The organism is Fructobacillus sp. ESL1096, assembly GCF_058511985.1.
In genome coordinates, this window is the sequence record NZ_CP196400.1 from 742887 (window position 1) to 761341 (window position 18455).

The window sequence follows — 18455 nt, forward strand, 5'->3', positions numbered from 1 at the left end:
GTATGTCAAAGACATGCGTGGAAGCAGCACTGAAGCTGCGCTCTACCACAACACGAGGAGGAAATATATCGTGGCTAAAAAAGTTATCAATGTTGTGAAACTGCAAATTGCCGCTGCCAAAGCAACTCCAGCTCCACCAGTTGGACCTGCCTTGGGACAAGCCGGTATTAACATCGCACAGTTCACTAAGGAATTTAACGCACGGACTGCTGACCAAGCTGGTTCAACAATCCCTGTCGAAATCTCAGTTTTCGATGATCGATCATTCGAATTCGTTACTAAGACTCCACCAGCAGCTGACCAATTGCGGAAGATTGTTGGTAAGGGTTCTGGTGAACCTAACCGTACTAAGGCCGGTAACGTAACCTTGGACCAAATTCGTGCAATTGCTGAAAACAAGATGGCAGATTTGAATGCCAACGACGTAACAGCAGCCATGAAGATGATCGAAGGAACAGCCCGTTCAATGGGTGTTACGGTCGACGGTGTGGACTTGACTGTTGAAGGAACAGCAATCAAGGAGGACGCAGAATAATGACACAAAAGCATGGTAAGAAGTATTTAGAAGCTGCTGCTAAGGTTGAAGCTGAAAAGGCTTACGCATTGGCAGACGGAATTTCTTTGTTAAAGGAAGTTTCATACGCAAAGTTCGACGCTTCAGTTGAAGTTACTTTCAAGTTGAACGTTGACACTCGTCAAGCTGATCAACAACTCCGTGGTGCTGTTGTTTTGCCTAACGGTTCTGGTAAGGACAAGACAGTTGTTGTCTTTGCTCAAGGCGACAAGGCAAAGGAAGCCGAAGCTGCCGGTGCTGACGTTGTTGGTGCTGCTGACTTGGTTCAACGCATCCAAGACGGTTGGTTAGACTTTGACGTTGCTGTGGCAACTCCTGACATGATGGCACAAGTTGGTCGCGTTGGTCGCGCATTGGGTCCTAAGGGATTGATGCCAAACCCAAAGACTGGAACTGTAACCATGGATGTTACCAAGGCTGTTTCAGATGCTAAGGGTGGTCAAGTGACTTATCGTACTGACCGTGACGGAAACGTTGCCGTTACTGTTGGTCGTGTATCATTTGACGATGCAAAGTTGGCTGAAAACATTAAGTCAATTGCTGAGACTGTTTTGAAGGCTCGTCCTGCAGCTGTTAAGGGAACTTACGTTTCAAACGTTGCTTTGTCTTCAACAATGAGTCCTGCAGTTACCTTGGACTTGGCTTCTCTTTAATTGACAGTCTAGCTGAAAACTGCTAAGATAAATAAGTAAATAAAATCAATTTTGCCTAAGACTCAGGTGGTGCTTGCACCTTAATATCCTGCCGAGGAAGTTAATCAATTAACTTTACCCGTCTGTCTTTTGCAGGCGGGTTTCTTTTGCAAAAAAATCTTTGAAAGGAGAATTTCATATGAGTGAACAAGCTATTGCAATCAAAGCACAGAAGGTTTCAGAAGTTGCCGATCAATTTAAGGCTGCTTCAGCCGCTGTTGTTGTCAACCCACGTGGTTTGACTGTTGCCGAATCAACCGACTTGCGTTCACAGTTGCGTGAAGAAGGCGTTGTCTTGGAAGTTATCAAGAACAAGGTTTTGGAACGTGCTGCTAAGGAAGCTGGTTTCGAAGAACTGAACGATTTGTTTGCTGGCCCATCAGCCGTTGCCTTTTCAAACGACGATGCTGTTGCCCCAGCTCGCATTTTGAAGAAGTTTGCTGACGAAAATGACAAGCTCGTTATTAAGGGTGGTGTTGTTGACGGAAGTATTGCTGGTGTTGATGAAATTAACAAGTACGCTTCATTGCCTTCTCACGAAGGTTTGCTTGGTCAGTTGATGGCCGAATTCCAGTTCCCTATCCGTTCCTTCGCTTATGCTGTTAAGGCATTGCAGGAAAAGAAGGAAGCTGAAGAAGCTACTCCAGCTGCTGAATAAGCATAACTATAAATTACAAACTATTTAAAAACTAATTGGAGGAATTAATCATGGCTTTTGATAAAGACGCGATTATCGCATCATTGAAGGATGCAACAATTTTGGACTTGGCTGACTTGGTTTCAGCTATCGAAGAAGAATTTGACGTTTCAGCTGCTGCTCCTGTAGCCGCTGCTGGTGCTGCTGGTGCCGATGGCGCAGCTGCCAAGTCAGACTTCGACGTAGAATTGACTTCAGCAGGTACTGCTAAGGTTAAGGTTATCAAGGCAGTTCGTGAAGCTACTGGTCTTGGCTTGAAGGAAGCTAAGGACATGGTTGACAACGCACCTTCTGTTATTAAGGAAGGCGTTGCTGAAGCCGATGCTAACGAATTGAAGGAAGCTTTGGAAGCAGCTGGCGCATCAGTTACTTTGAAGTAATCCTAGAAAAAGGGCCTTTAGAGGCTCTTTTTTTGTACATATTTTAGTAAAATAAGAACAGAGGACAACAACGCATGACGGAAAAAATTTCAGGTGAACAATACTTTACGGCACAACCAGATGCAGCTCATGATTATCAAGATTTTGATTTTGAACTTTTAGGTAATAATTTGCATTTCACGACCGATGCTGGTGTTTTTTCCAAAAGAACGGTTGATTTTGGGACACGGACGATGCTTGCTGTCGCGGCCAAAACTGATTTTCCAGCTGGTCGTATCTTGGATTTGGGCACCGGTTACGGTCCAGTGGGGATTGCTATTGCTAAGGCGCTGAACAAAAATGTTGATATGGTCGACGTCAATCAGCGAGCCCTTGATTTGGCCCAAAAGAATGCCAACAAAAACGGAGTGGGTAGCCAAGTGAAAGTTTTTCAGTCCAATATTTATGAGGGTGTTCAGGATCAATATGCGTTAATTTTGGTCAATCCGCCAATTCGCGCTGGTAAGCCAGTGGTGACAGCAATGCTCCAGGAAGCCAAAAACTATCTACTACCAGGTGGTAAGCTCCTAGCCGTTTTGCAAAAAAAGCAGGGCGCACCATCTGCTCAAAAGAATCTCGAAGCTGTTTTTGATAACGTTTCGATTGTAGGTAAAAATAAGGGCTACTATGTCTTGGAGGCGGTGCATGGCTGAAATTCCAACTTTAAGCTCTGAACAAGTGGCTTATTTTATGGATATTGCCATAGCAGAGGCGAAACAGGCTGGTGAAATTGGTGAGGTACCGATTGGTGCTGTAATTGTCAAAGATGGACAGGTGATTGCGACCGGTTCAAACCGGCGGGAAATCGACCAAGAAGCCAGTAGCCATGCTGAATTATTGGCCATCAACCGGGCAAATCAGGAGCTCGGTACGTGGCGGCTCGAAAATACAGCACTTTTTGTGACCTTAGAGCCCTGCCTGATGTGCGCGGGAGCCATCATTAATGCTCGGATTCCATTGGTCTATTATGGTGCCCAGGATCAAAAGGCTGGTGCTGTATCATCTTTATATAATGTCTTTGAGGACAAGCGGTTAAACCATCAAGTAAAAACTTATGTTGGTGTGAAGGCTGATCAATCCAAGGCTTTATTGAAGGCCTTTTTTCAAGAAATTCGACAAAAGCAAAAAGCGAAAAAACGGGCTGCCAAAACATTGAAAAAGTTGGCTGAAAGTGAGTAACCGTCAGGTTTTTAGACTGATTTTTCTTCTTGGAAATGCTTGCTAAAAACCTGATATTTCGCTATAATAACAGTGCAGGCAAGGGTTGCCTTTCGAACCGAGTCAGGACAGAAATGTAGCAGCTCTAAGATTGATTAACCTTGTGCTTGTGTACATAGCAAAACCGCCAAACGGCGGCTTTTTTTGTAAGGGAGGGGACCACCATGGCATATCAAGCACTTTACCGGGTGTACCGGCCAAGGACTTTTGAGCAAATGGTCGGCCAAGAAGTGATTACCAAGACGCTCGAGAACGCCATTGAGCAGAAACAAACAGGTCACGCATACCTATTCTCGGGTCCACGCGGAACGGGAAAGACCTCAGCGGCTAAGATTTTCGCCCGCGAAGTCAATGGCATTAGCCAGGACCAGGCAAATGAGTCCCACCCCGACATTATTGAAATTGATGCGGCTTCGAATAACGGAGTTGATGAAATCCGATCTATTCGAGATTCGGCTAATTACGCCCCAATCGAAGCACCATTTAAGATTTATATTATTGATGAGGCCCACATGCTATCGACGGGCGCCTTTAATGCACTTTTGAAGACTTTAGAGGAGCCACCGGCTCAAGTAAAGTTTATTTTGGCGACGACTGAAGTGCAAAAAATGCCTGCCACCATTTTGTCGCGGACACAGCGCTTTGAGTTTAAGCGGCTTTCTAACGAAACGATTAAGAACCGCATGATTGAAATTTTGCACCAGGAAGAGCAGCCATTTGAAGACCAGGCTTTAGAGGTTGTGGCCACTGCTGCGGAAGGTGGGATGCGCGATGCTTTGTCAATTTTAGATCAGGTAATTGCCTATGGTCCAGATAAAATTTCGCTCGAAAACGCCCTGACGGTAACCGGATCGGTCAAAATCGATCAGTTACTGACTTACTTAAATCAAATATTAGACCGCGACACGGCAGCTGCTTTAGCAACTTTGTCTGCAATTTTGTTAGCAGGAAAGGACGCTAATCGCTTTTTAGCTGACTTGATGGCTACCCTGCGAGATGTGATGCTCGTTGACTTAGCGCCGGATCTGGTGCAGGCAACTAGTAAGATAAAAGAGCTAAAAGCCTTTAAAGCCAAAATTTCCCAAGACCAATTGCAACAAATGCTTGTCGTTATCGATGATGTGAAGACCCAATTGGCTGCCTCATTGCAAAGCGATATTTACCTTGAAATCTTGACGGTTAAGCTAACATTAGCAGACGCAGATCAAAGTCAGTCAGCTTCCCGAGTTAATCAAGGAAAGTTGCATGAAGAACCTTTTACACGCAGGGAAAACACAAAAGAAGTAAAAATAGCTGCTAAGCCAGTTGATACAGACCAGACTAAGCCGGCTATTGTTGAGGCTGCGGCAACCAAACAAGCTGCAGTGACTGAGGACAAGGTCACTGAAAGAATTCAAGGAGAACCAGCTGCTAAAGAGGCAGCGGGTCGACAGGCTCAATCAGAGCAAAGACCACTGACAGGGTTAGAGCAGGATAATGATTTGTTAGGGGATACTGATTTTGCTGGTGAAGAGCGGCCTTCACCAATTGACCCGGCGGCAAATCAATCAACGGGAAAGTCACAGAACGACGCGTCTTACGCTCAAGTACAAGCAGCGCCAGCCAAAGAATCAGTTTCGCGAGAATTACCAACTGTTTATATCGGTCAAGAGCCCGTTCAAGCAGTTCTGTCTCAGGCAAAGCGAGATTGGCTGACAAAGGCGCAAAACGTCTGGCCTGACCTAGTCAAGGATTTTGCAGTTAAAGACCAAGCAGTCTTACAGACGGTCGAACCAATGGCTGCTTCCGACCGGGCCTTGATTTTAGCCTTTGATTTTCCAGCAATTATGGACGCTAGTATACAAAATACCGCTTTGTTGGCTAATTTGGCAGCTGCACTGCGCAAAAATCAGTTACCAGAAATTCTAGTCATCCGGAGCAAGGACGAATGGCAAAATGACCGAGCAGCTTACGTGACAGCCTTGCGGTCAGGGAAAAAAATCGAGATTGCTCTTGATGACTTGACTCCACTGGTCTTAGAACCAAAGTACGACCAGTCAGCGGCAGTGACTGAGACGGCCAACCAAGAAAAAGTTGACCAGGGTCCTGATTTAGTACAAGAAGCCAAAGCCCTCTTTGGGGACGATTTGGTCGTTGTGACCCAAACAGATGATGAAGGAAAATAGGACATGCAATATCCAGAACCAATTGCAAAATTAATCGATTCATATTCAAAGTTACCGGGAATTGGGGCAAAAACTGCCAGCCGATTAGCTTTTTACACATTGGGGATGGACCGAGAGGATGTCAATTCCTTTGCCAATGCCTTGGCAACAGCGAAAGAATCGGTTACATTTTGCGAAATTTGCGGTAATATAACAACAAAGGATCAAAATCCTTGTGCTATTTGTTCCGATGCTAGCCGTGATCAGAGTACAGTTTTGGTCTTACAAAACCCAAAGGATGTGATGGCAATGGAGCAGACTGGGGAATATCACGGACTTTATCATGTTTTAAATGGTGTGATTTCTCCTAGTGCCGGAACAGGGCCAGAGGATATTAATCTGCCATCTTTAATTAAGCGTCTTTCAAAGGATGAGCAGATTCAAGAAGTGATTGTTGGGACGAACGCCAATACCGATGGTGAAGCCACCGCGATGTACTTGGCCCGCCTTTTGAAGCCGGCTAATATTAAAGTGACTCGACTAGCAACCGGCTTAGCGGTTGGGGCCGATATTGATTATGCGGATCAATTGACTTTGATTAAGTCCATCGAAGGCAGAAATGAGCTCTAATGTTTAATAAAAAGAAAAAAGTGAATACTGGTTTCCTCAAAGAAAAATTTGATGCATTACTTTTAAGTCAAATTAATCAAGCACGTTTAGAATACCACCAAGCGCAAGAGTCCGAAACGGCATTGGTCGATTCGCGGGTTAACGGTCATATGATTCAAGCCCGAACGGCAGTCGACAAGGTGAAGTTCTCCTACCTTTACAATGAGGCTCGACGTCGCAAGGCAGTGGCGAAGCAACCGCTGATTTTCAAGCAACCACAGGAATAGGAGCTGCCCATGAGTGAAATGCATTTTTTGTCATTTGAGGGTCCGGAGGGGGCAGGAAAAACCACGGTGATTGAGGCGGTGCGTCCGTACTTAGCAGAACTGGCTCAGGCAGATGTCTTAGTAACTAGAGAACCAGGTGGAACACCGATTGCTGAAGGAATTCGAACGCTGCTCCAAGAAAAAACGGAGCCGGCAATGGATTCTTGGACGGAAGCATTGCTCTATGCCGCTTCTCGACGTGAGCACCTAGTCCAAACCGTTCAGCCGGCAATTGCTGCCGGAAAGGTGGTTTTGTCAGACCGGTACCTTGATTCATCATTGGCTTACCAAGGTGGTGGGCGTCAACTTGGGGTGAACCGGATTGCCGAACTAAACGCCTTTGCCACGCAGGGACGACTACCAGATTTAACGATTTATTTGGATTTGCCGGTCGAGATTGGGTTGAAGAGGATTTTTGCCAATCGAAAGGGTAAGATTGACCGACTGGATGAAGAGGAACTTTCTTTTCATCAGACAGTCCGTCAAACTTATTTGGAATTGGTGGAAAAAAGCCCAGAACGAATCAAGCTGGTCAATGCCAACCAAGATGTTCAAGCTGTAATTGAAGAAGTCAAGCAGGTCCTAGCGACCTATTGGAGGTAAGAAGATGAAATTAGTCAATGCCATTGTTCAAGATAAAGATGCAACAAAGTTAGCTAACGCCTTCGTGAAGGCCAAGATTCAAGCAACCCGTCTTGCCACATCAGGTGGCTTCTTGCGGTCCGGCAATACGACCTTTATCATTGCCATTGATGAGGACCGAGTTGAGGAAGTTCTGCAAATTATTAAAGATGTTTCACAGAAGCGTAAGCAGTTTATGGTGCCGCCAATTAGTGTTGAAGGAGAGCGGACGGGGGCTTTCCCAGTCGAAGTTGAAGTAGGTGGGGCCACTGTCTTCACGCAGACGATTGATGATTTCTACCAGTTCTAATTTTTAATGGCTAAAAGAAATAGTAACAAGGGTCAAACAGCCCAAAATACTGCAGCACCAGCTCTTGTTGACCAAGATTTTCAGGCAATGGCAGCAGCGGCCTATCCGGCTAATTACCGCCAGCTTGAGCAAGCGGTGGCTGAAGACCGTCTTTCACACCTCTATTTGTTAGCTGGTGTGGGCAATGCTGAAAAAATTGCCTTGGCGCAGTCGTTGGCTTCTTTTGTACTTGGTCAAGATGAGCTAACGAAGCAGCGACTGGCCGCTTTTGATCACCCAGATTTTGTGACCGTTTTACCCGAAAAGCCGGGAGCGGCGATTAAAATTGCACAAATCAGGGCCTTGGTCCCAGAACTGACAACAACTGCCTTGGAAGGACAGCGAAAAATTTTCGTGATTGACCAGGCGGATACGTTGACGACAGCAGCGGCTAATTCACTGTTGAAATTTATCGAGGAGCCGGTGGGTCCACAATTAATTTTGCTTTTAGCAAATCAGACCAGCGATGTGTTGGCAACGATTCGGTCGCGCGCCCAGTTAGTGAGCCTCCAGGCATCCGACCAAGTAAACCTTGGTAGTCAGGTTGCTCAAGAAGCTTTCGCCAAGGAGGCCCAACCGAAGGTTTTTAAGTGGTTTGAACTGGCGATGACAGAGGATGTGGCTTTAATGGCATACCTACAGGGACAACTTTTGCCCATGGTGACCGTCAAGGACCAGGAAAATCAGGTTCTATCCTGGCTTCAGTTGCTTGGTCGCGACTTAGCTGTTTATTCTTATGTTGACCAAGACCAATTGGCTTTTCCTCAGTTGCTTGGTTTTTATCAGGGAATGGTTAAGCGTTATCAGCCTGACCAGTTATTAGCGGTTGGGAAGCTGATTTTACAAACCGACCAGTTGAAGAATGTTAATATTTCTTGGCAAAGTCGGTTAGAAAAACTGGGACTCGAAATCACAATGGCCTTGGGATAGGATGATATGCAGGTACAAAAAAGTTTTGCAGAACAAACAACGGGGACACTCTACCTCGTTGCCACACCGATCGGTAACCTTCAGGATATGTCAAAGCGAGCCATTGAGGTGTTATCGACCGTAGATTTGATTGCAGCTGAAGACACAAGACACACACAGTTATTACTGAACTACTTTGATATTCATAACAAAAAGACGGCCCTTCATGAGCATAACTGGCAGGAAAAGGCTCCACTGATTGTTCAAGATTTGTTGGCAGGACAGTCGGTTGCCCAGGTTTCTGATGCGGGCTTGCCTTCCATCTCAGATCCGGGGAAAGAATTAGTAGCCCAAGCAATTGCTGCTGGAATTCCAGTTGTGCCTGTGCCAGGGGCCTCAGCCGGTATCACGGCGTTAATTGCCTCTGGCCTTGTGCCACAACCATTCTATTTTCATGGCTTCTTGCCACGAAAGAAGGGAGATCAGCAGAACGTTTTGGCGGACCTTGCTCGTCGACCCGAGACACTAATTTTTTATGAGGCCCCGCACCGCTTGAAGGCAACAATGGAAAATTTGCTTACTGTGTGTGGCCCTAGTCGACCAGTCGTCTTGGCCCGGGAGCTAACAAAGCGTTACGAGGAATTTTTGCGTGGGACCACGAAGGAGTTGGTCGACTGGCTAACTGAAAATCAGGCCCGTGGAGAATTTGTTGTGATGGTTGCCGGCGCTAGCACAGAAGACCTCAAAGAAATGGCCGAGCCACAGCAGGGGGATGCTAAGATTTTGGCTGAAACGGCTGACCTCCCTCTTGACCAAGCGGTGGCCAAGTTAGTCACGGCCGGTCAAAAGCCGAATCAAGCGATTAAGCAGGTCGCCAAAGAACGGGGATTGAACCGGCAAGAGGTTTATAAAATTTATCATCAAATCGAGGAAGATCATGGCTGATATTTTTTCAATTACACGACCTGTTGAGTATTATCAGGTTGATCTGACACGCAAGCTTTCCTTACCAATGGTCTTGAACCTGGCCATCCTATGCTCCAGGCTCCAGGGGGAACACTTGAACGTTGGTTATACTGAAACCGATAAGCGTGGTTTGGGTTGGGTTATTTTACAATATGATTTAAAGATTACCCGCCGGCCAAAATTAGGTGAGAAGATCACAATTGAGACCAAGGCTGGGGAGTGGTCTTCTTATTTTGCCATGCGTGGCTTTTACTTTAAGGACGAACATGGTGAAATAATTATTGACATTGATTCCCTTTGGGCCTTGATTGACTTAGAGACGAGGCGAATGAAGCGCCTACCTGAAGACCTTGTTGTTCCTTATGGTGGCCAAGAGGTGCGTCGTTTAGACAAGATGGTCAAGGTTGATAAAATCAAAGATGCAGATGTTCAGGTTAGGCGGCCCTATCAGGTACGTTTCTTGGACATTGATGGAAACCGCCACGTCAACAATTCTAAGTACTTGGAGTGGATGTTGGATGTGTTGCCCCTTGATTTTTTGAAAGGGCATGAGGCGGCTGAGCTGACCATTCGTTATGAAAACGAAGTCCATTATGGTCACCGAGTTGAATCACAAGCAATTTTAACAGATAATAAATCAAGACACCGGGTTGTCAAAGAAGATGGAATTTCGGCAGAGGCCGTGATTAATTGGATGGACCGGCCCAAACAAAAAAGTGAGGAAAAGTAGATGTCTGTATTAGTATTAGGTGGCGCTGGCTATATTGGTTCACATATGGTGCGGCGGTTGTTAGACCAAGGACAAGATGTTGTTGTTGTTGATAATTTAGTAAAGGGGCACCGAGCAGCGGTGGCACCGGAAGCTAAGTTTTATCAAGTCGACATTCGCGACAAGCAAGCCTTGTCTGAAGTTTTTGAAAAGGAAAACATCGATGCTGTCGTTCATTTTGCGGCTTTCTCAATTGTGCCAGAATCCGTTGCTGAACCATTGATGTACTTTGATAACAACACGGCGGGAATGGTGACTTTGCTGGAAGTGATGAAAGACTTTGATGTGAAGAAGATTGTCTTTTCATCAACGGCCGCTACTTACGGTAACCCAGTGAACATTCCAATCAAGGAAACAGACCCACAAAACCCAATCAACCCTTATGGGGAATCGAAGTTGATGATGGAAAAGATGATGGCTTGGGCCGATTCGGCTTATGACATCAAGTGGGTAGCCTTGCGCTACTTCAACGTGGCCGGTGCTATTGAAGATGGTTCAATTGGTGAAGACCATGGTCCAGAAACGCACTTGGTCCCCATCATCTTACAGGCGGCAGCCGGTCAACGCGAATACATCGAAATGTTTGGGGATGATTATAAGACGCCAGATGGTTTCAACGTTCGGGATTACGTCCACGTTGTGGACTTGGCAGATGCCCATATTTTAGCCTTGGATTACTTGGCCAAGGGTAACAAATCAGCTCAATTTAACTTAGGATCTGCCACTGGTTTCTCGGTTAAGGAAATGGTTGAGGCAGCCCGTGAAGCAACTGGCGTGAATATTGAGGCCAAGGTTGGGCCACGTCGTCCTGGTGACCCAGATATCTTGGTTGCAGATTCAACGCAAGCTCGAGAAGTTTTGGGTTGGCAACCAAAGTTTGATAATGTGAAGGACATCATCAAAACAGCTTGGAATTGGAAAGAAAAGCATCCAAATGGCTATGATGACCGCAAATAAAGTTTAAAAGGCCAAAGAGGCCTTTTTTTAGTATGATTTTGCAATATAATTAATAAAAAAGCAAAAAAAGTGTTGTTTGTTTGTCTGTAAGCGTTTACAATAAAGATAAGGAAACGTGTTGAATAGAATCAACCTCCGGTTCAAAACAAAGCGGAAAGGATGTTCGCCATGGCACTATTAGGAGCAATTGAAGGCGGCGGTACGAAGTTTGTTTTAGCTGTCTGTGATGAGGATATGAAGATTGTTGACCGTCAGTCGATTCCGACTGAAGACGGTGAAAAGACACTTGATGCGGTGATTGCCTACTTTGATCAGTTTGAGGATATCAAGGCAATGGGGATTGCGATGTTTGGACCGATTGATATTAATCCAGAGTCCAAAACTTATGGTCGCGTCTTAGATACACCAAAGCGTGGTTGGTCAGGTTATGATTTCATGGGTCGAATGAAGGCCTGGCGTGATATTCCTTACTACTGGACCACTGACGTCAATGGTGCGGCATGGGCTGAGTATAAGACGGGAGCCGTGAAAGAAAATCAATCGTTGGTTTATCTGACGATTGGAACGGGTGTTGGTGCAGGTATTATCAACCGTGGCCACTTTTTGGCAGGCTACGGCCACCCCGAGGCAGGCCACATTATGATTCAAAAGCATCCAAAGGATGACTATCGGGGCCATTGTCCATTCCATCAAGACCACTGCTTGGAAGGCTTGGCATCTGGACCGGCCATGGCTGAACGTTGGGGGATGACAGCTAAGGAATTACCTGATGACCATATCGCTTGGGAAATTGAAGCTGATTATTTGGCCCAAGCCGCAGTTGACTTTACGGTCATTCTCCGCCCCGACAAAATTATCTTTGGTGGCGGGGTTCCACACCGCGAGAACTTATTACCAATGATTCGTAAGGCTTTTGCCGATAAGTTCCGTAATTATTTGGCAACACCCGATTTTGAGGATTACATTGTCCCTGTTTCTACTGGCGATAACGCTGGTATCATTGGCTGCTTTTATTTAGCCCAAGCTAAGTTAGCGGAAGAAAAATAAATTAGAAAATTCCGCTTTTTTGGTAAAAAAGCTTGCCGACTGTTGCTATATATGTTATGATATCTTTTGTTGTGAAAGATATTCATGGTTAGTTAGCTCAGTTGGTAGAGCAACGGACTCTTAATCCGTGGGTCCAGGGTTCGAGCCCCTGACTGACCATCATAAAATAAAAGACTGGAATTTATTCCGGTCTTTTTTTGTATCGTAGGGTCATAGGGGGTTGCTAATGACAAATAAAAAACGAATCATAGTGTTGATTGTTGGCTTGATTTTACTAGTGATGATTACCTTTTTAGCATTGGGATTACACGGGCGAAACCAGGGCCATAAGACGAGCCGGTCACAGACAAAGGTAACTACCTCAAGCCTGCCAAAGGGTGTCAAGAGCACAGACTGGGATCTTGTCTTGATTAATAAGCAACATCCAGAAAATCAGGAAATTAGTTTTACCCAAGCTCAGGTTGGTGATAAGGTCGTTAACCAAAAGATTCAGCAGAGTGTCATTGATTTTATGGCTGGGGCCAAAGCAGCTGGTTACGAGACGACCTTGGTTTCGGGCTACCGTTCAATCGAATATCAGAAGGAAGTCTTTGCGAATGTTTTAGCAAACAACGAAAATAACGGAGAATCAGAGGAAAAGGCACTGGCTGAAACCAAGAAGGTTGTGCAAACACCAGGTTCATCGGAACATCAAACCGGTTTGGCTATTGATCTGGCTGGAAATGATGCTTTAGCAAAGTATCCAGGCTTGACTGGTGAGATGGACCAGTTTGCTTCGCAGCGTTGGTTGATTGACCATGCGCCTGAATATGGTTTCATTCTTCGGTACCCAAAGGACGAGGCGTCAATTAAGGAGACAGGCATCGATTATGAGTCTTGGCATTTCAGGTATGTTGGGGTTAAAAACGCACAGTATATAACGAAACATCATTTAACCCTCGAGGCCTATTTGAAGGCTCTGAAGGCGCGAGAGGCGTCTTAAAAATGAAGGTGGATAATTGGGAATTATGTTCCTAGTTATCCGCTTTTTTTGTGGTCATGATTTAGTAGATTGTACCTTAATTGAAATGCTGGCATGAATTTAAAAAATAACTGAAAAATAATATTTCAATCAATAAAATTATCGACTATACCAATTTTAGAATGTCTGTTCGGTTGATTTGCGGTAAAATGAATAGTCGAGTGACAAAATAGCTTTTAAATTCGACTTTTCTGAAGGAAAAGGCGATATGCAGCGCTTTAGCATAAGGACAACTTTAGACTATGGGATAAAAAGACGAATATTCACATGAACGCGAGGGGAACAGATGTGCTTTTTTGTTCGTAAAAAGGGGAATGGGGAAAAATTTGGATAAGTTTTCCAAAACCCCAGTCTGATGGCTTTTCTCTTTTTGGAAAAGTAACACCCAAAACCTGTGGATAAGTGGTGCGTTTGGGGATAAATCACTAGAAATTGGTCTATATTGGCTGATTTTTTGGGTATAAGTCTGGGGAATAGTGGATAAAAGAGTGGATAAGTTGAATGAAAGGGACTAAGTTTTGTTTTTAGACCAAAACAAGTGGTGAAATTAAAATGAAAATTAAAGTATTAACAGTTGGAAAATTAAAAGAAGATTATCTGAAAAAGGGAATCGCGGAATACGCCAAGCGGTTGAATCGCTTTGGTACCGTCGAAATGGTGGAAGTTTCTGATGAAAAAACGCCTGAAAAAGCGTCAGCAGCTGAAAATCAACAAATTATGGTGAAGGAAGCGGAGCGAATTCAGAGTAAAATTGGTGAACGCGACTTTGTCGTTGTTTTAGCGATTGAAGGACAGGAGCTGGCCTCAGAAGACTTCGCGGAAAAATTGGAAGCTGCCAAGAACACGGGTCATGGTACCTTAACCTTTATTATTGGTGGATCACTGGGACTGGATCCCGTCGTTAAAAAGCGGGCCAACCTTTTACTCTCTTTTGGAAGATTGACACTACCACACCAGCTGATGCGTTTGGTGCTGGTTGAACAGATATATCGAGCAATGATGATTTCAGCGGGATCTACTTATCATAAATAAGCAGTAGTCAAATGCGACAAAAAAAGCCAAACTCCATGGAGTTTGGCTTTTTCATATTAGCACCAGTATAACTGGTCACTGTTACTGTTTATTAATTGAAAACTGAAAGTCATCCGGGACAACAATCCCAATTTCTTTGACTAGCACCTGTCCAGCAGACTTTTTTCCTGGATTTTTGGTGACACCGACTTTAGTAAAGCCAAAGGAAATCGTTGTCTTGGCCTTTAGGGCAGCCCCCATGATTTGGCCAGTGGTACCATTCACGCCAGTGGGCAGATCAAGTGCAACAACGGTACTTTCGATGTGATTAGCTGCCTTGACCATCTTTTGCAGGCCCTCGGGTAAATCTTTATTTAATCCGGTACCAAAGATGGCATCGATGATTAATGAGGCTTGCTTGAAGTCTGATTTTTCAGAACGTGGAACCCCGCAGGCTTCGGCAATTTGCAGTTGGTGCTTGACCGCGGGCTTGGCCTTATTGGCATTACCGACAAACTGTAATGAAACGGGAATGTGCAGCTGATGCAATAGGCGTGCCAGAGCGATCCCATCGGCACCATTGTTGCCCAAGCCCACTAAGACCAAAACGTTGGAGAGGTCATAGGCTCCGGCGCCAAGGACGTCTAGAGCGGCCAAAGCGGCACGTTCAATCAAAACCTCTTCTGACAAGCCAATGGTTGCCATCGTGTATTGGTCTAGTTCCTGCATTTCTTCTGTTGTCACGAGTTGTGTCATTCAAATCACCTTAGTATAATAGATATATTCAATTATAATATAGAACAGCAAAAAAGAGTAATGAAAGGCGGCCACAAAATGGATAACATGGAAGTTGCTGATGATTATCAACAGGTAAAGGACCAGGTGGCGATTTTGAATGCCCGCGGGGAAACAGTCACGGAAGAAGAAATGATTGAGCGGACTCTTTTGCGTGGCTTGGAAGAAATTTTGGACTACCGGATGGATGGAACCTTTTACACGGTTAAGTGGAACGATCAGAAAGAATTGGAGCTTTATGATGTCTATCATGAGCTTTCCGCAACTATCAAGGCCAAGGGTAGCTCTTTGATTGAAGATTTTAAGCAAGATGACCAAGGATTGTGGGACAACTTTAATTTGTCTGTAATGGCAATCGAGAACCGTTAAAAATGCTTGCTGTAACAAACATTATCTGTTATGATATTATCTGTTACGGAGAAGTACTCAAGAGGCTGAAGAGGCGCCCTTGCTAAGGGTGTAGACGTGTTAAAGCGTGCGAGGGTTCGAATCCCTTCTTCTCCATGAGTACCATCAGGGAACGTCAAGAGGCGTCACAAATCCCAGTCTTAAGCGATTTTGATTTTTTGAGTAATCAAGAGAAGTCAAGAGTAAATTACAAAAATGGTACTTTTTTGGCACAAGAAAAGTACGGCTAAAGGACAAAAAAGCTTACGATTTTAAATCGTAAGCTTTTTATTGAATCTTTATTACGGTTGAAATCCAACATTGTCTTTAACAATCTCGATAATTAAAGCTTTTTCGTCATGTTATACCAAGTCTCACCAGCATGTTGAGAATTAGAAATGCCGTCGACTTGATAACCGTTTCTTTCATAAAATGGAACCAATTTTTCTAAACATGTTAGGGTTATTAACTGTCGTCCTTGTTGCTCAGCAACTATGGCCAACTGTTGCAATAATTGACTTGCAATGCCCATTTTTTGTTTGTCTGGTGATACTACCAAACTAAGAATTGTTTGATAAGGTGCATGCACTGAATTTGGAACTGAAGTTTCAAATAGGTTGTCTGTAATATAACGTTCCGTCGAAGCCGGACCGACAATATAACCTGCAGGATCTTCCTGTTCATCATAGGCAACAATAAAAGTATCTGGGATAACTTTTATTCGTTCTAACATGCTGTTTGCAGTAGCCGCTTCAGCTTCAGAAAACCCTGAATGTTCAATATTCATAATTTTATCTAGATCATTTTTATTTGGTTTACCAAAAGTAATTGCCATACGTAGTCTCCTGTACTGGGCCGTGACATGGATTGTCACTGATTAAGTAGTTTGGTTAAAAAATGTTCGTAAAGGGCCACAACCCGAATTAGAGTAGTGGGCATTTAATATCATCGATTCAATCTTTTTATTGCTGACTGGCAAACCAGTCTTCTTGAAAAATAACGTAGTGGTCGAAGTCGACCCAATTACCAGCATAAAAGACTTCATTTTTTGAAGTGCCTTCTTTAACAAAACCAGCCTTAGTATAGGCCCTTACAGCCCCCGTGTTGAAAGGGAAAACTGACAATTTTATTTTATGCATGTTTAAGTTATTGAAACCATAGTCTAATATCAAGGACAGTGTTTCTTGACCGTATCCTTTAGACCGATCTTCTTCCTTTGGAAAACCAATACCTAGTTCACAAGAATGGTTACGAATACTGATGTTTGATAGACTAACAAACCCAATTAAGCTATCATCATCGACCGTGCGAACAGTAAACTCAACAGTTTCGTTACTTCTAGAAGAATTACGAAAAATCTTTTCCCAATCCTCTGCCGTAAAAGGGTGAATGACGTCATCAGACAGTGGATTAATAAAGTTTTCATCCCATTGCCAGCTGGCGAAGTTATCGCCATCACCCTCATGATAATGTGATAATTTTACATTTTTTCCTATAAACATAATTTTTCCTTTTCAATCTCGTATTGTCGCTATGATAGACAAAAATCGACTCGATGGTTGCCTTTTTTAAATCAGTAAAACCTGACTCTTAAAGTTGCTTTGCTTAATATTACAAACAGTATAACTTAAAACGGATTAGTTTATGTGGGTGGTTGGCATTCAATTTACTGATAGCAAAAAGACGAAAAACAAAATCTATTGTTTTTCGTCTTTTTTTGCTGACAGCCAGTCAACAAAATGTTCATATAAATTCTGGTCACGGTCACGCAGTTGGCCGGTATACATGTCGATCTTATGGTTCAGCAAGTCGAGGTTTTCTTGGTATCGTTGTAATTTGTCTGCTACTTGTTTTCGATGACGTACTAAAATATGTAAAATTTCTTCTTCATAATCGCTACCATACCGCCGCAATTTGACAAAGTGTTTCAAATCCTCGATTGACATATCGGTAGAACGCATGTGTTCAATAAAAAGTAACCAATTGACATCGTCTTCGCTATAAATTCGAATATTAGAAGGGGTCCGATCAGGAACAATCAGTCTCTCTTTTTCATAGTAGCGGAGTGTGTACTCAGTTAAACCGGTTTTTTCCGCAACGTCTTTGATTTTAAAAGTTTGTTTTTTGTTAGCCATGCAAAAATTATAGCACAACCATTGACCTAGAGTTAACTCTAGGGATTAAAATAACCATATCAATAGGAGGACTACTATGAAAGATAAAGTAACAGCAGGTCGTGATCAACTGGGCCAGGTTGCTCCTGATTTTGCCAGATATAATGATGATATTTTATTTGGTGAAGTCTGGGCCGATGATACCTTGAATCCAAAGACGAGAAGTATAGCAACCAATTCGGCTTTGATTTCGATGGGAGCTTTTGAGCAATTACCGTTTCACATGGCGAAAGCCAAAGAAAATGGTGTTAGTGAAGAAGAGATGGCTGCGTTGATTACGCAATTAGCCTTTTATACAGGTTGGCCAAAAGGGTGGTCGGCCTTTAGTATTCTGAAAAATGTATACGGGGGAGAACAATGACAAAATTTAATGAATTGGAAAATGGTGGTATTTTTGGCAAAGGAATCCTAAACCCATATGGGCAATTCTTTATTGGTGATACGTTTTTAAATGGTTTAACCACTAGTCCCGATGAAAAAATTTCAGTTGGGACGGTTACCTTTGAACCTGGGTCACGAAATAACTGGCATATTCACCATGATGGGTATCAAATTTTGCTCGTTACTGACGGAAAAGGCTGGTATCAAGAAGAAGGTCAACCTGCTCAATCTTTGAAACAGGGGGATGTGATTGTGACTAAAGATGGTATTAAGCATTGGCATGGAGCGCAGGCGGACTCTTGGTTTGAACACATTGCGATTACGGCTGGAACACCTGAATGGTTGGAGCCTGTTGATGATAAAACATACCAAAATTTATAGGAGAAATT

Annotated in this window: 25 protein-coding genes, 2 tRNA genes, 1 other RNA gene and 1 other annotated feature; of the genes, 24 read left to right on the top strand and 4 right to left on the bottom strand. The window is 43.9% G+C overall.

Annotated features, from left to right (window positions below; translation table 11 throughout):
* Window positions 1-70 precede the first annotated feature (70 nt).
* The 20 genes from rplK (at window position 71) to rlmH (ending at window position 14350) form a co-directional block, all read left to right on the top strand.
* Window positions 71-535, top strand: coding sequence for a 50S ribosomal protein L11 (rplK, locus tag ACSYSR_RS03515; protein ID WP_047974798.1), 465 nt, complete (start codon window positions 71-73; stop codon window positions 533-535).
* The gene (gene rplA / locus ACSYSR_RS03520) at window positions 535-1227 is read left to right on the top strand and encodes a 50S ribosomal protein L1 (RefSeq protein ID WP_252773362.1); all 693 of its coding nucleotides are present in this window, start codon (window positions 535-537) and stop codon (window positions 1225-1227) included. Before rplK ends, rplA begins: the two co-directional genes overlap by 1 nt.
* Window positions 1228-1263: 36 nt before the next feature.
* Window positions 1264-1383 (top strand) — a sequence feature (ribosomal protein L10 leader region).
* Between the two features lie 22 nt (window positions 1384-1405).
* Window positions 1406-1924, top strand: a complete 519-nt coding sequence (gene rplJ / locus ACSYSR_RS03525) for a 50S ribosomal protein L10 (protein ID WP_489816127.1) — start codon at window positions 1406-1408, stop codon at window positions 1922-1924.
* Window positions 1925-1974: 50 nt separating this feature from the next.
* Window positions 1975-2343: a 50S ribosomal protein L7/L12 gene (gene rplL / locus ACSYSR_RS03530; RefSeq protein ID WP_047974795.1), complete on the top strand. Its 369-nt coding sequence runs from the start codon at window positions 1975-1977 to the stop codon at window positions 2341-2343.
* A 74-nt stretch (window positions 2344-2417) separates the two neighbouring features.
* A complete protein-coding gene (locus ACSYSR_RS03535) occupies window positions 2418-3035 on the top strand; it encodes a class I SAM-dependent methyltransferase (protein WP_489816126.1) in 618 nt (205 codons plus the stop codon).
* A complete protein-coding gene (tadA, locus tag ACSYSR_RS03540; RefSeq protein WP_489816125.1) occupies window positions 3028-3561 on the top strand; it encodes a tRNA adenosine(34) deaminase TadA in 534 nt (177 codons plus the stop codon). The genes ACSYSR_RS03535 and tadA overlap by 8 nt, the downstream gene beginning before the upstream one ends.
* A 70-nt stretch (window positions 3562-3631) precedes the next feature.
* An RNA gene (ffs, locus tag ACSYSR_RS03545) (signal recognition particle sRNA small type) lies at window positions 3632-3718 on the top strand.
* 46 nt (window positions 3719-3764) lie between these two features.
* A complete protein-coding gene (dnaX, locus tag ACSYSR_RS03550; RefSeq protein ID WP_489816124.1) occupies window positions 3765-5765 on the top strand; it encodes a DNA polymerase III subunit gamma/tau in 2001 nt (666 codons plus the stop codon).
* A 3-nt stretch (window positions 5766-5768) separates the two neighbouring features.
* Window positions 5769-6374 carry a recombination mediator RecR gene (gene recR, locus ACSYSR_RS03555; protein WP_489816123.1) on the top strand — a complete coding sequence of 202 codons (606 nt, stop codon included), beginning with the start codon at window positions 5769-5771 and terminating at the stop codon, window positions 6372-6374.
* Window positions 6374-6640, top strand: a complete 267-nt coding sequence (locus tag ACSYSR_RS03560) for a DUF2508 family protein (RefSeq protein ID WP_489816122.1) — start codon at window positions 6374-6376, stop codon at window positions 6638-6640. The genes recR and ACSYSR_RS03560 overlap by 1 nt, the downstream gene beginning before the upstream one ends.
* 9 nt (window positions 6641-6649) lie before the next feature.
* Window positions 6650-7282 carry a dTMP kinase gene (gene tmk, locus ACSYSR_RS03565; protein WP_489816121.1) on the top strand — a complete coding sequence of 211 codons (633 nt, stop codon included), beginning with the start codon at window positions 6650-6652 and terminating at the stop codon, window positions 7280-7282.
* Window positions 7283-7286: 4 nt separating this feature from the next.
* Window positions 7287-7610, top strand: coding sequence for a cyclic di-AMP receptor DarA (gene darA / locus ACSYSR_RS03570; RefSeq protein ID WP_252773370.1), 324 nt, complete (start codon window positions 7287-7289; stop codon window positions 7608-7610).
* 6 nt (window positions 7611-7616) lie between these two features.
* Window positions 7617-8579 carry a DNA polymerase III delta subunit-related protein gene (locus ACSYSR_RS03575; protein WP_489816120.1) on the top strand — a complete coding sequence of 321 codons (963 nt, stop codon included), beginning with the start codon at window positions 7617-7619 and terminating at the stop codon, window positions 8577-8579.
* 6 nt (window positions 8580-8585) lie between these two features.
* A complete protein-coding gene (gene rsmI, locus ACSYSR_RS03580) occupies window positions 8586-9503 on the top strand; it encodes a 16S rRNA (cytidine(1402)-2'-O)-methyltransferase (RefSeq protein WP_489816119.1) in 918 nt (305 codons plus the stop codon).
* On the top strand, window positions 9496-10254 hold the full coding sequence (locus ACSYSR_RS03585) for an acyl-[acyl-carrier-protein] thioesterase (protein WP_489816118.1): 759 nt from the start codon (window positions 9496-9498) through the stop codon (window positions 10252-10254). The genes rsmI and ACSYSR_RS03585 overlap by 8 nt, the downstream gene beginning before the upstream one ends.
* On the top strand, window positions 10255-11250 hold the full coding sequence (gene galE / locus ACSYSR_RS03590) for a UDP-glucose 4-epimerase GalE (protein ID WP_252773374.1): 996 nt from the start codon (window positions 10255-10257) through the stop codon (window positions 11248-11250).
* Between the two features lie 168 nt (window positions 11251-11418).
* A complete protein-coding gene (locus tag ACSYSR_RS03595; protein ID WP_252773375.1) occupies window positions 11419-12297 on the top strand; it encodes an ROK family protein in 879 nt (292 codons plus the stop codon).
* 86 nt (window positions 12298-12383) lie between these two features.
* Window positions 12384-12456 (top strand) — tRNA-Lys (locus ACSYSR_RS03600).
* 67 nt (window positions 12457-12523) lie between these two features.
* Entirely contained in the window at window positions 12524-13279 is a 756-nt protein-coding gene (locus ACSYSR_RS03605) for a M15 family metallopeptidase (protein WP_252773376.1), read from the top strand.
* 591 nt (window positions 13280-13870) lie between these two features.
* Window positions 13871-14350, top strand: a complete 480-nt coding sequence (gene rlmH / locus ACSYSR_RS03610; protein ID WP_252773377.1) for a 23S rRNA (pseudouridine(1915)-N(3))-methyltransferase RlmH — start codon at window positions 13871-13873, stop codon at window positions 14348-14350.
* A gap of 81 nt (window positions 14351-14431) precedes the next feature.
* On the opposite strand, the gene ACSYSR_RS03615 is transcribed toward rlmH, so the two are convergent.
* Entirely contained in the window at window positions 14432-15085 is a 654-nt protein-coding gene (locus ACSYSR_RS03615; RefSeq protein ID WP_252773378.1) for an NAD(P)H-hydrate epimerase, read from the bottom strand.
* Between the two features lie 78 nt (window positions 15086-15163).
* Between ACSYSR_RS03615 and ACSYSR_RS03620 the strand changes: the two genes are divergently transcribed.
* Both ACSYSR_RS03620 and ACSYSR_RS03625 read left to right on the top strand, forming a co-directional pair.
* On the top strand, window positions 15164-15493 hold the full coding sequence (locus tag ACSYSR_RS03620) for a hypothetical protein (RefSeq protein WP_489816117.1): 330 nt from the start codon (window positions 15164-15166) through the stop codon (window positions 15491-15493).
* A 47-nt stretch (window positions 15494-15540) separates the two neighbouring features.
* Window positions 15541-15628 (top strand) — tRNA-Ser (locus ACSYSR_RS03625).
* Window positions 15629-15854: 226 nt separating this feature from the next.
* Here the strand turns inward: ACSYSR_RS03625 and ACSYSR_RS03630 are convergent.
* From ACSYSR_RS03630 to ACSYSR_RS03640, 3 genes are all read right to left on the bottom strand, one after another.
* Window positions 15855-16346 (bottom strand): GNAT family N-acetyltransferase, encoded by a 492-nt coding sequence (locus ACSYSR_RS03630; RefSeq protein ID WP_489816116.1) that lies wholly within the window; start codon window positions 16344-16346, stop codon window positions 15855-15857.
* A 127-nt stretch (window positions 16347-16473) separates the two neighbouring features.
* Window positions 16474-17013: a GNAT family N-acetyltransferase gene (locus ACSYSR_RS03635; protein ID WP_489816115.1), complete on the bottom strand. Its 540-nt coding sequence runs from the start codon at window positions 17011-17013 to the stop codon at window positions 16474-16476.
* Between the two features lie 195 nt (window positions 17014-17208).
* Complete coding sequence (locus ACSYSR_RS03640) at window positions 17209-17646, bottom strand: MerR family transcriptional regulator (protein WP_489816114.1); 438 nt, start codon at window positions 17644-17646, stop codon at window positions 17209-17211.
* A gap of 76 nt (window positions 17647-17722) precedes the next feature.
* On the opposite strand from ACSYSR_RS03640, the gene ACSYSR_RS03645 reads away from it, so the two are divergent.
* Window positions 17723-18046: a carboxymuconolactone decarboxylase family protein gene (locus tag ACSYSR_RS03645; RefSeq protein WP_252773389.1), complete on the top strand. Its 324-nt coding sequence runs from the start codon at window positions 17723-17725 to the stop codon at window positions 18044-18046.
* Window positions 18043-18447: a cupin domain-containing protein gene (locus tag ACSYSR_RS03650; RefSeq protein WP_489816113.1), complete on the top strand. Its 405-nt coding sequence runs from the start codon at window positions 18043-18045 to the stop codon at window positions 18445-18447. Before ACSYSR_RS03645 ends, ACSYSR_RS03650 begins: the two co-directional genes overlap by 4 nt.
* Window positions 18448-18455: the final 8 nt, after the last annotated feature.

Bases quoted from the DNA above. Each gene is read 5' to 3' on its own strand.
- rplA (WP_252773362.1), top strand. From the start codon at position 535: ATGACACAAAAGCATGGTAAGAAGTATTTAGAAGCTGCTGCTAAGGTT.
- rplJ (WP_489816127.1), top strand. From the start codon at position 1,406: ATGAGTGAACAAGCTATTGCAATCAAAGCACAGAAGGTTTCAGAAGTT.
- rplL (WP_047974795.1), top strand. From the start codon at position 1,975: ATGGCTTTTGATAAAGACGCGATTATCGCATCATTGAAGGATGCAACA.
- ACSYSR_RS03535 (WP_489816126.1), top strand. From the start codon at position 2,418: ATGACGGAAAAAATTTCAGGTGAACAATACTTTACGGCACAACCAGAT.
- tadA (WP_489816125.1), top strand. From the start codon at position 3,028: ATGGCTGAAATTCCAACTTTAAGCTCTGAACAAGTGGCTTATTTTATG.
- dnaX (WP_489816124.1), top strand. From the start codon at position 3,765: ATGGCATATCAAGCACTTTACCGGGTGTACCGGCCAAGGACTTTTGAG.
- recR (WP_489816123.1), top strand. From the start codon at position 5,769: ATGCAATATCCAGAACCAATTGCAAAATTAATCGATTCATATTCAAAG.
- ACSYSR_RS03560 (WP_489816122.1), top strand. From the start codon at position 6,374: ATGTTTAATAAAAAGAAAAAAGTGAATACTGGTTTCCTCAAAGAAAAA.
- tmk (WP_489816121.1), top strand. From the start codon at position 6,650: ATGAGTGAAATGCATTTTTTGTCATTTGAGGGTCCGGAGGGGGCAGGA.
- darA (WP_252773370.1), top strand. From the start codon at position 7,287: ATGAAATTAGTCAATGCCATTGTTCAAGATAAAGATGCAACAAAGTTA.
- ACSYSR_RS03575 (WP_489816120.1), top strand. From the start codon at position 7,617: ATGGCTAAAAGAAATAGTAACAAGGGTCAAACAGCCCAAAATACTGCA.
- rsmI (WP_489816119.1), top strand. From the start codon at position 8,586: ATGCAGGTACAAAAAAGTTTTGCAGAACAAACAACGGGGACACTCTAC.
- ACSYSR_RS03585 (WP_489816118.1), top strand. From the start codon at position 9,496: ATGGCTGATATTTTTTCAATTACACGACCTGTTGAGTATTATCAGGTT.
- galE (WP_252773374.1), top strand. From the start codon at position 10,255: ATGTCTGTATTAGTATTAGGTGGCGCTGGCTATATTGGTTCACATATG.
- ACSYSR_RS03595 (WP_252773375.1), top strand. From the start codon at position 11,419: ATGGCACTATTAGGAGCAATTGAAGGCGGCGGTACGAAGTTTGTTTTA.
- ACSYSR_RS03605 (WP_252773376.1), top strand. From the start codon at position 12,524: ATGACAAATAAAAAACGAATCATAGTGTTGATTGTTGGCTTGATTTTA.
- rlmH (WP_252773377.1), top strand. From the start codon at position 13,871: ATGAAAATTAAAGTATTAACAGTTGGAAAATTAAAAGAAGATTATCTG.
- ACSYSR_RS03615 (WP_252773378.1), bottom strand. From the start codon at position 15,085: ATGACACAACTCGTGACAACAGAAGAAATGCAGGAACTAGACCAATAC.
- ACSYSR_RS03620 (WP_489816117.1), top strand. From the start codon at position 15,164: ATGGATAACATGGAAGTTGCTGATGATTATCAACAGGTAAAGGACCAG.
- ACSYSR_RS03630 (WP_489816116.1), bottom strand. From the start codon at position 16,346: ATGGCAATTACTTTTGGTAAACCAAATAAAAATGATCTAGATAAAATT.
- ACSYSR_RS03635 (WP_489816115.1), bottom strand. From the start codon at position 17,013: ATGTTTATAGGAAAAAATGTAAAATTATCACATTATCATGAGGGTGAT.
- ACSYSR_RS03640 (WP_489816114.1), bottom strand. From the start codon at position 17,646: ATGGCTAACAAAAAACAAACTTTTAAAATCAAAGACGTTGCGGAAAAA.
- ACSYSR_RS03645 (WP_252773389.1), top strand. From the start codon at position 17,723: ATGAAAGATAAAGTAACAGCAGGTCGTGATCAACTGGGCCAGGTTGCT.
- ACSYSR_RS03650 (WP_489816113.1), top strand. From the start codon at position 18,043: ATGACAAAATTTAATGAATTGGAAAATGGTGGTATTTTTGGCAAAGGA.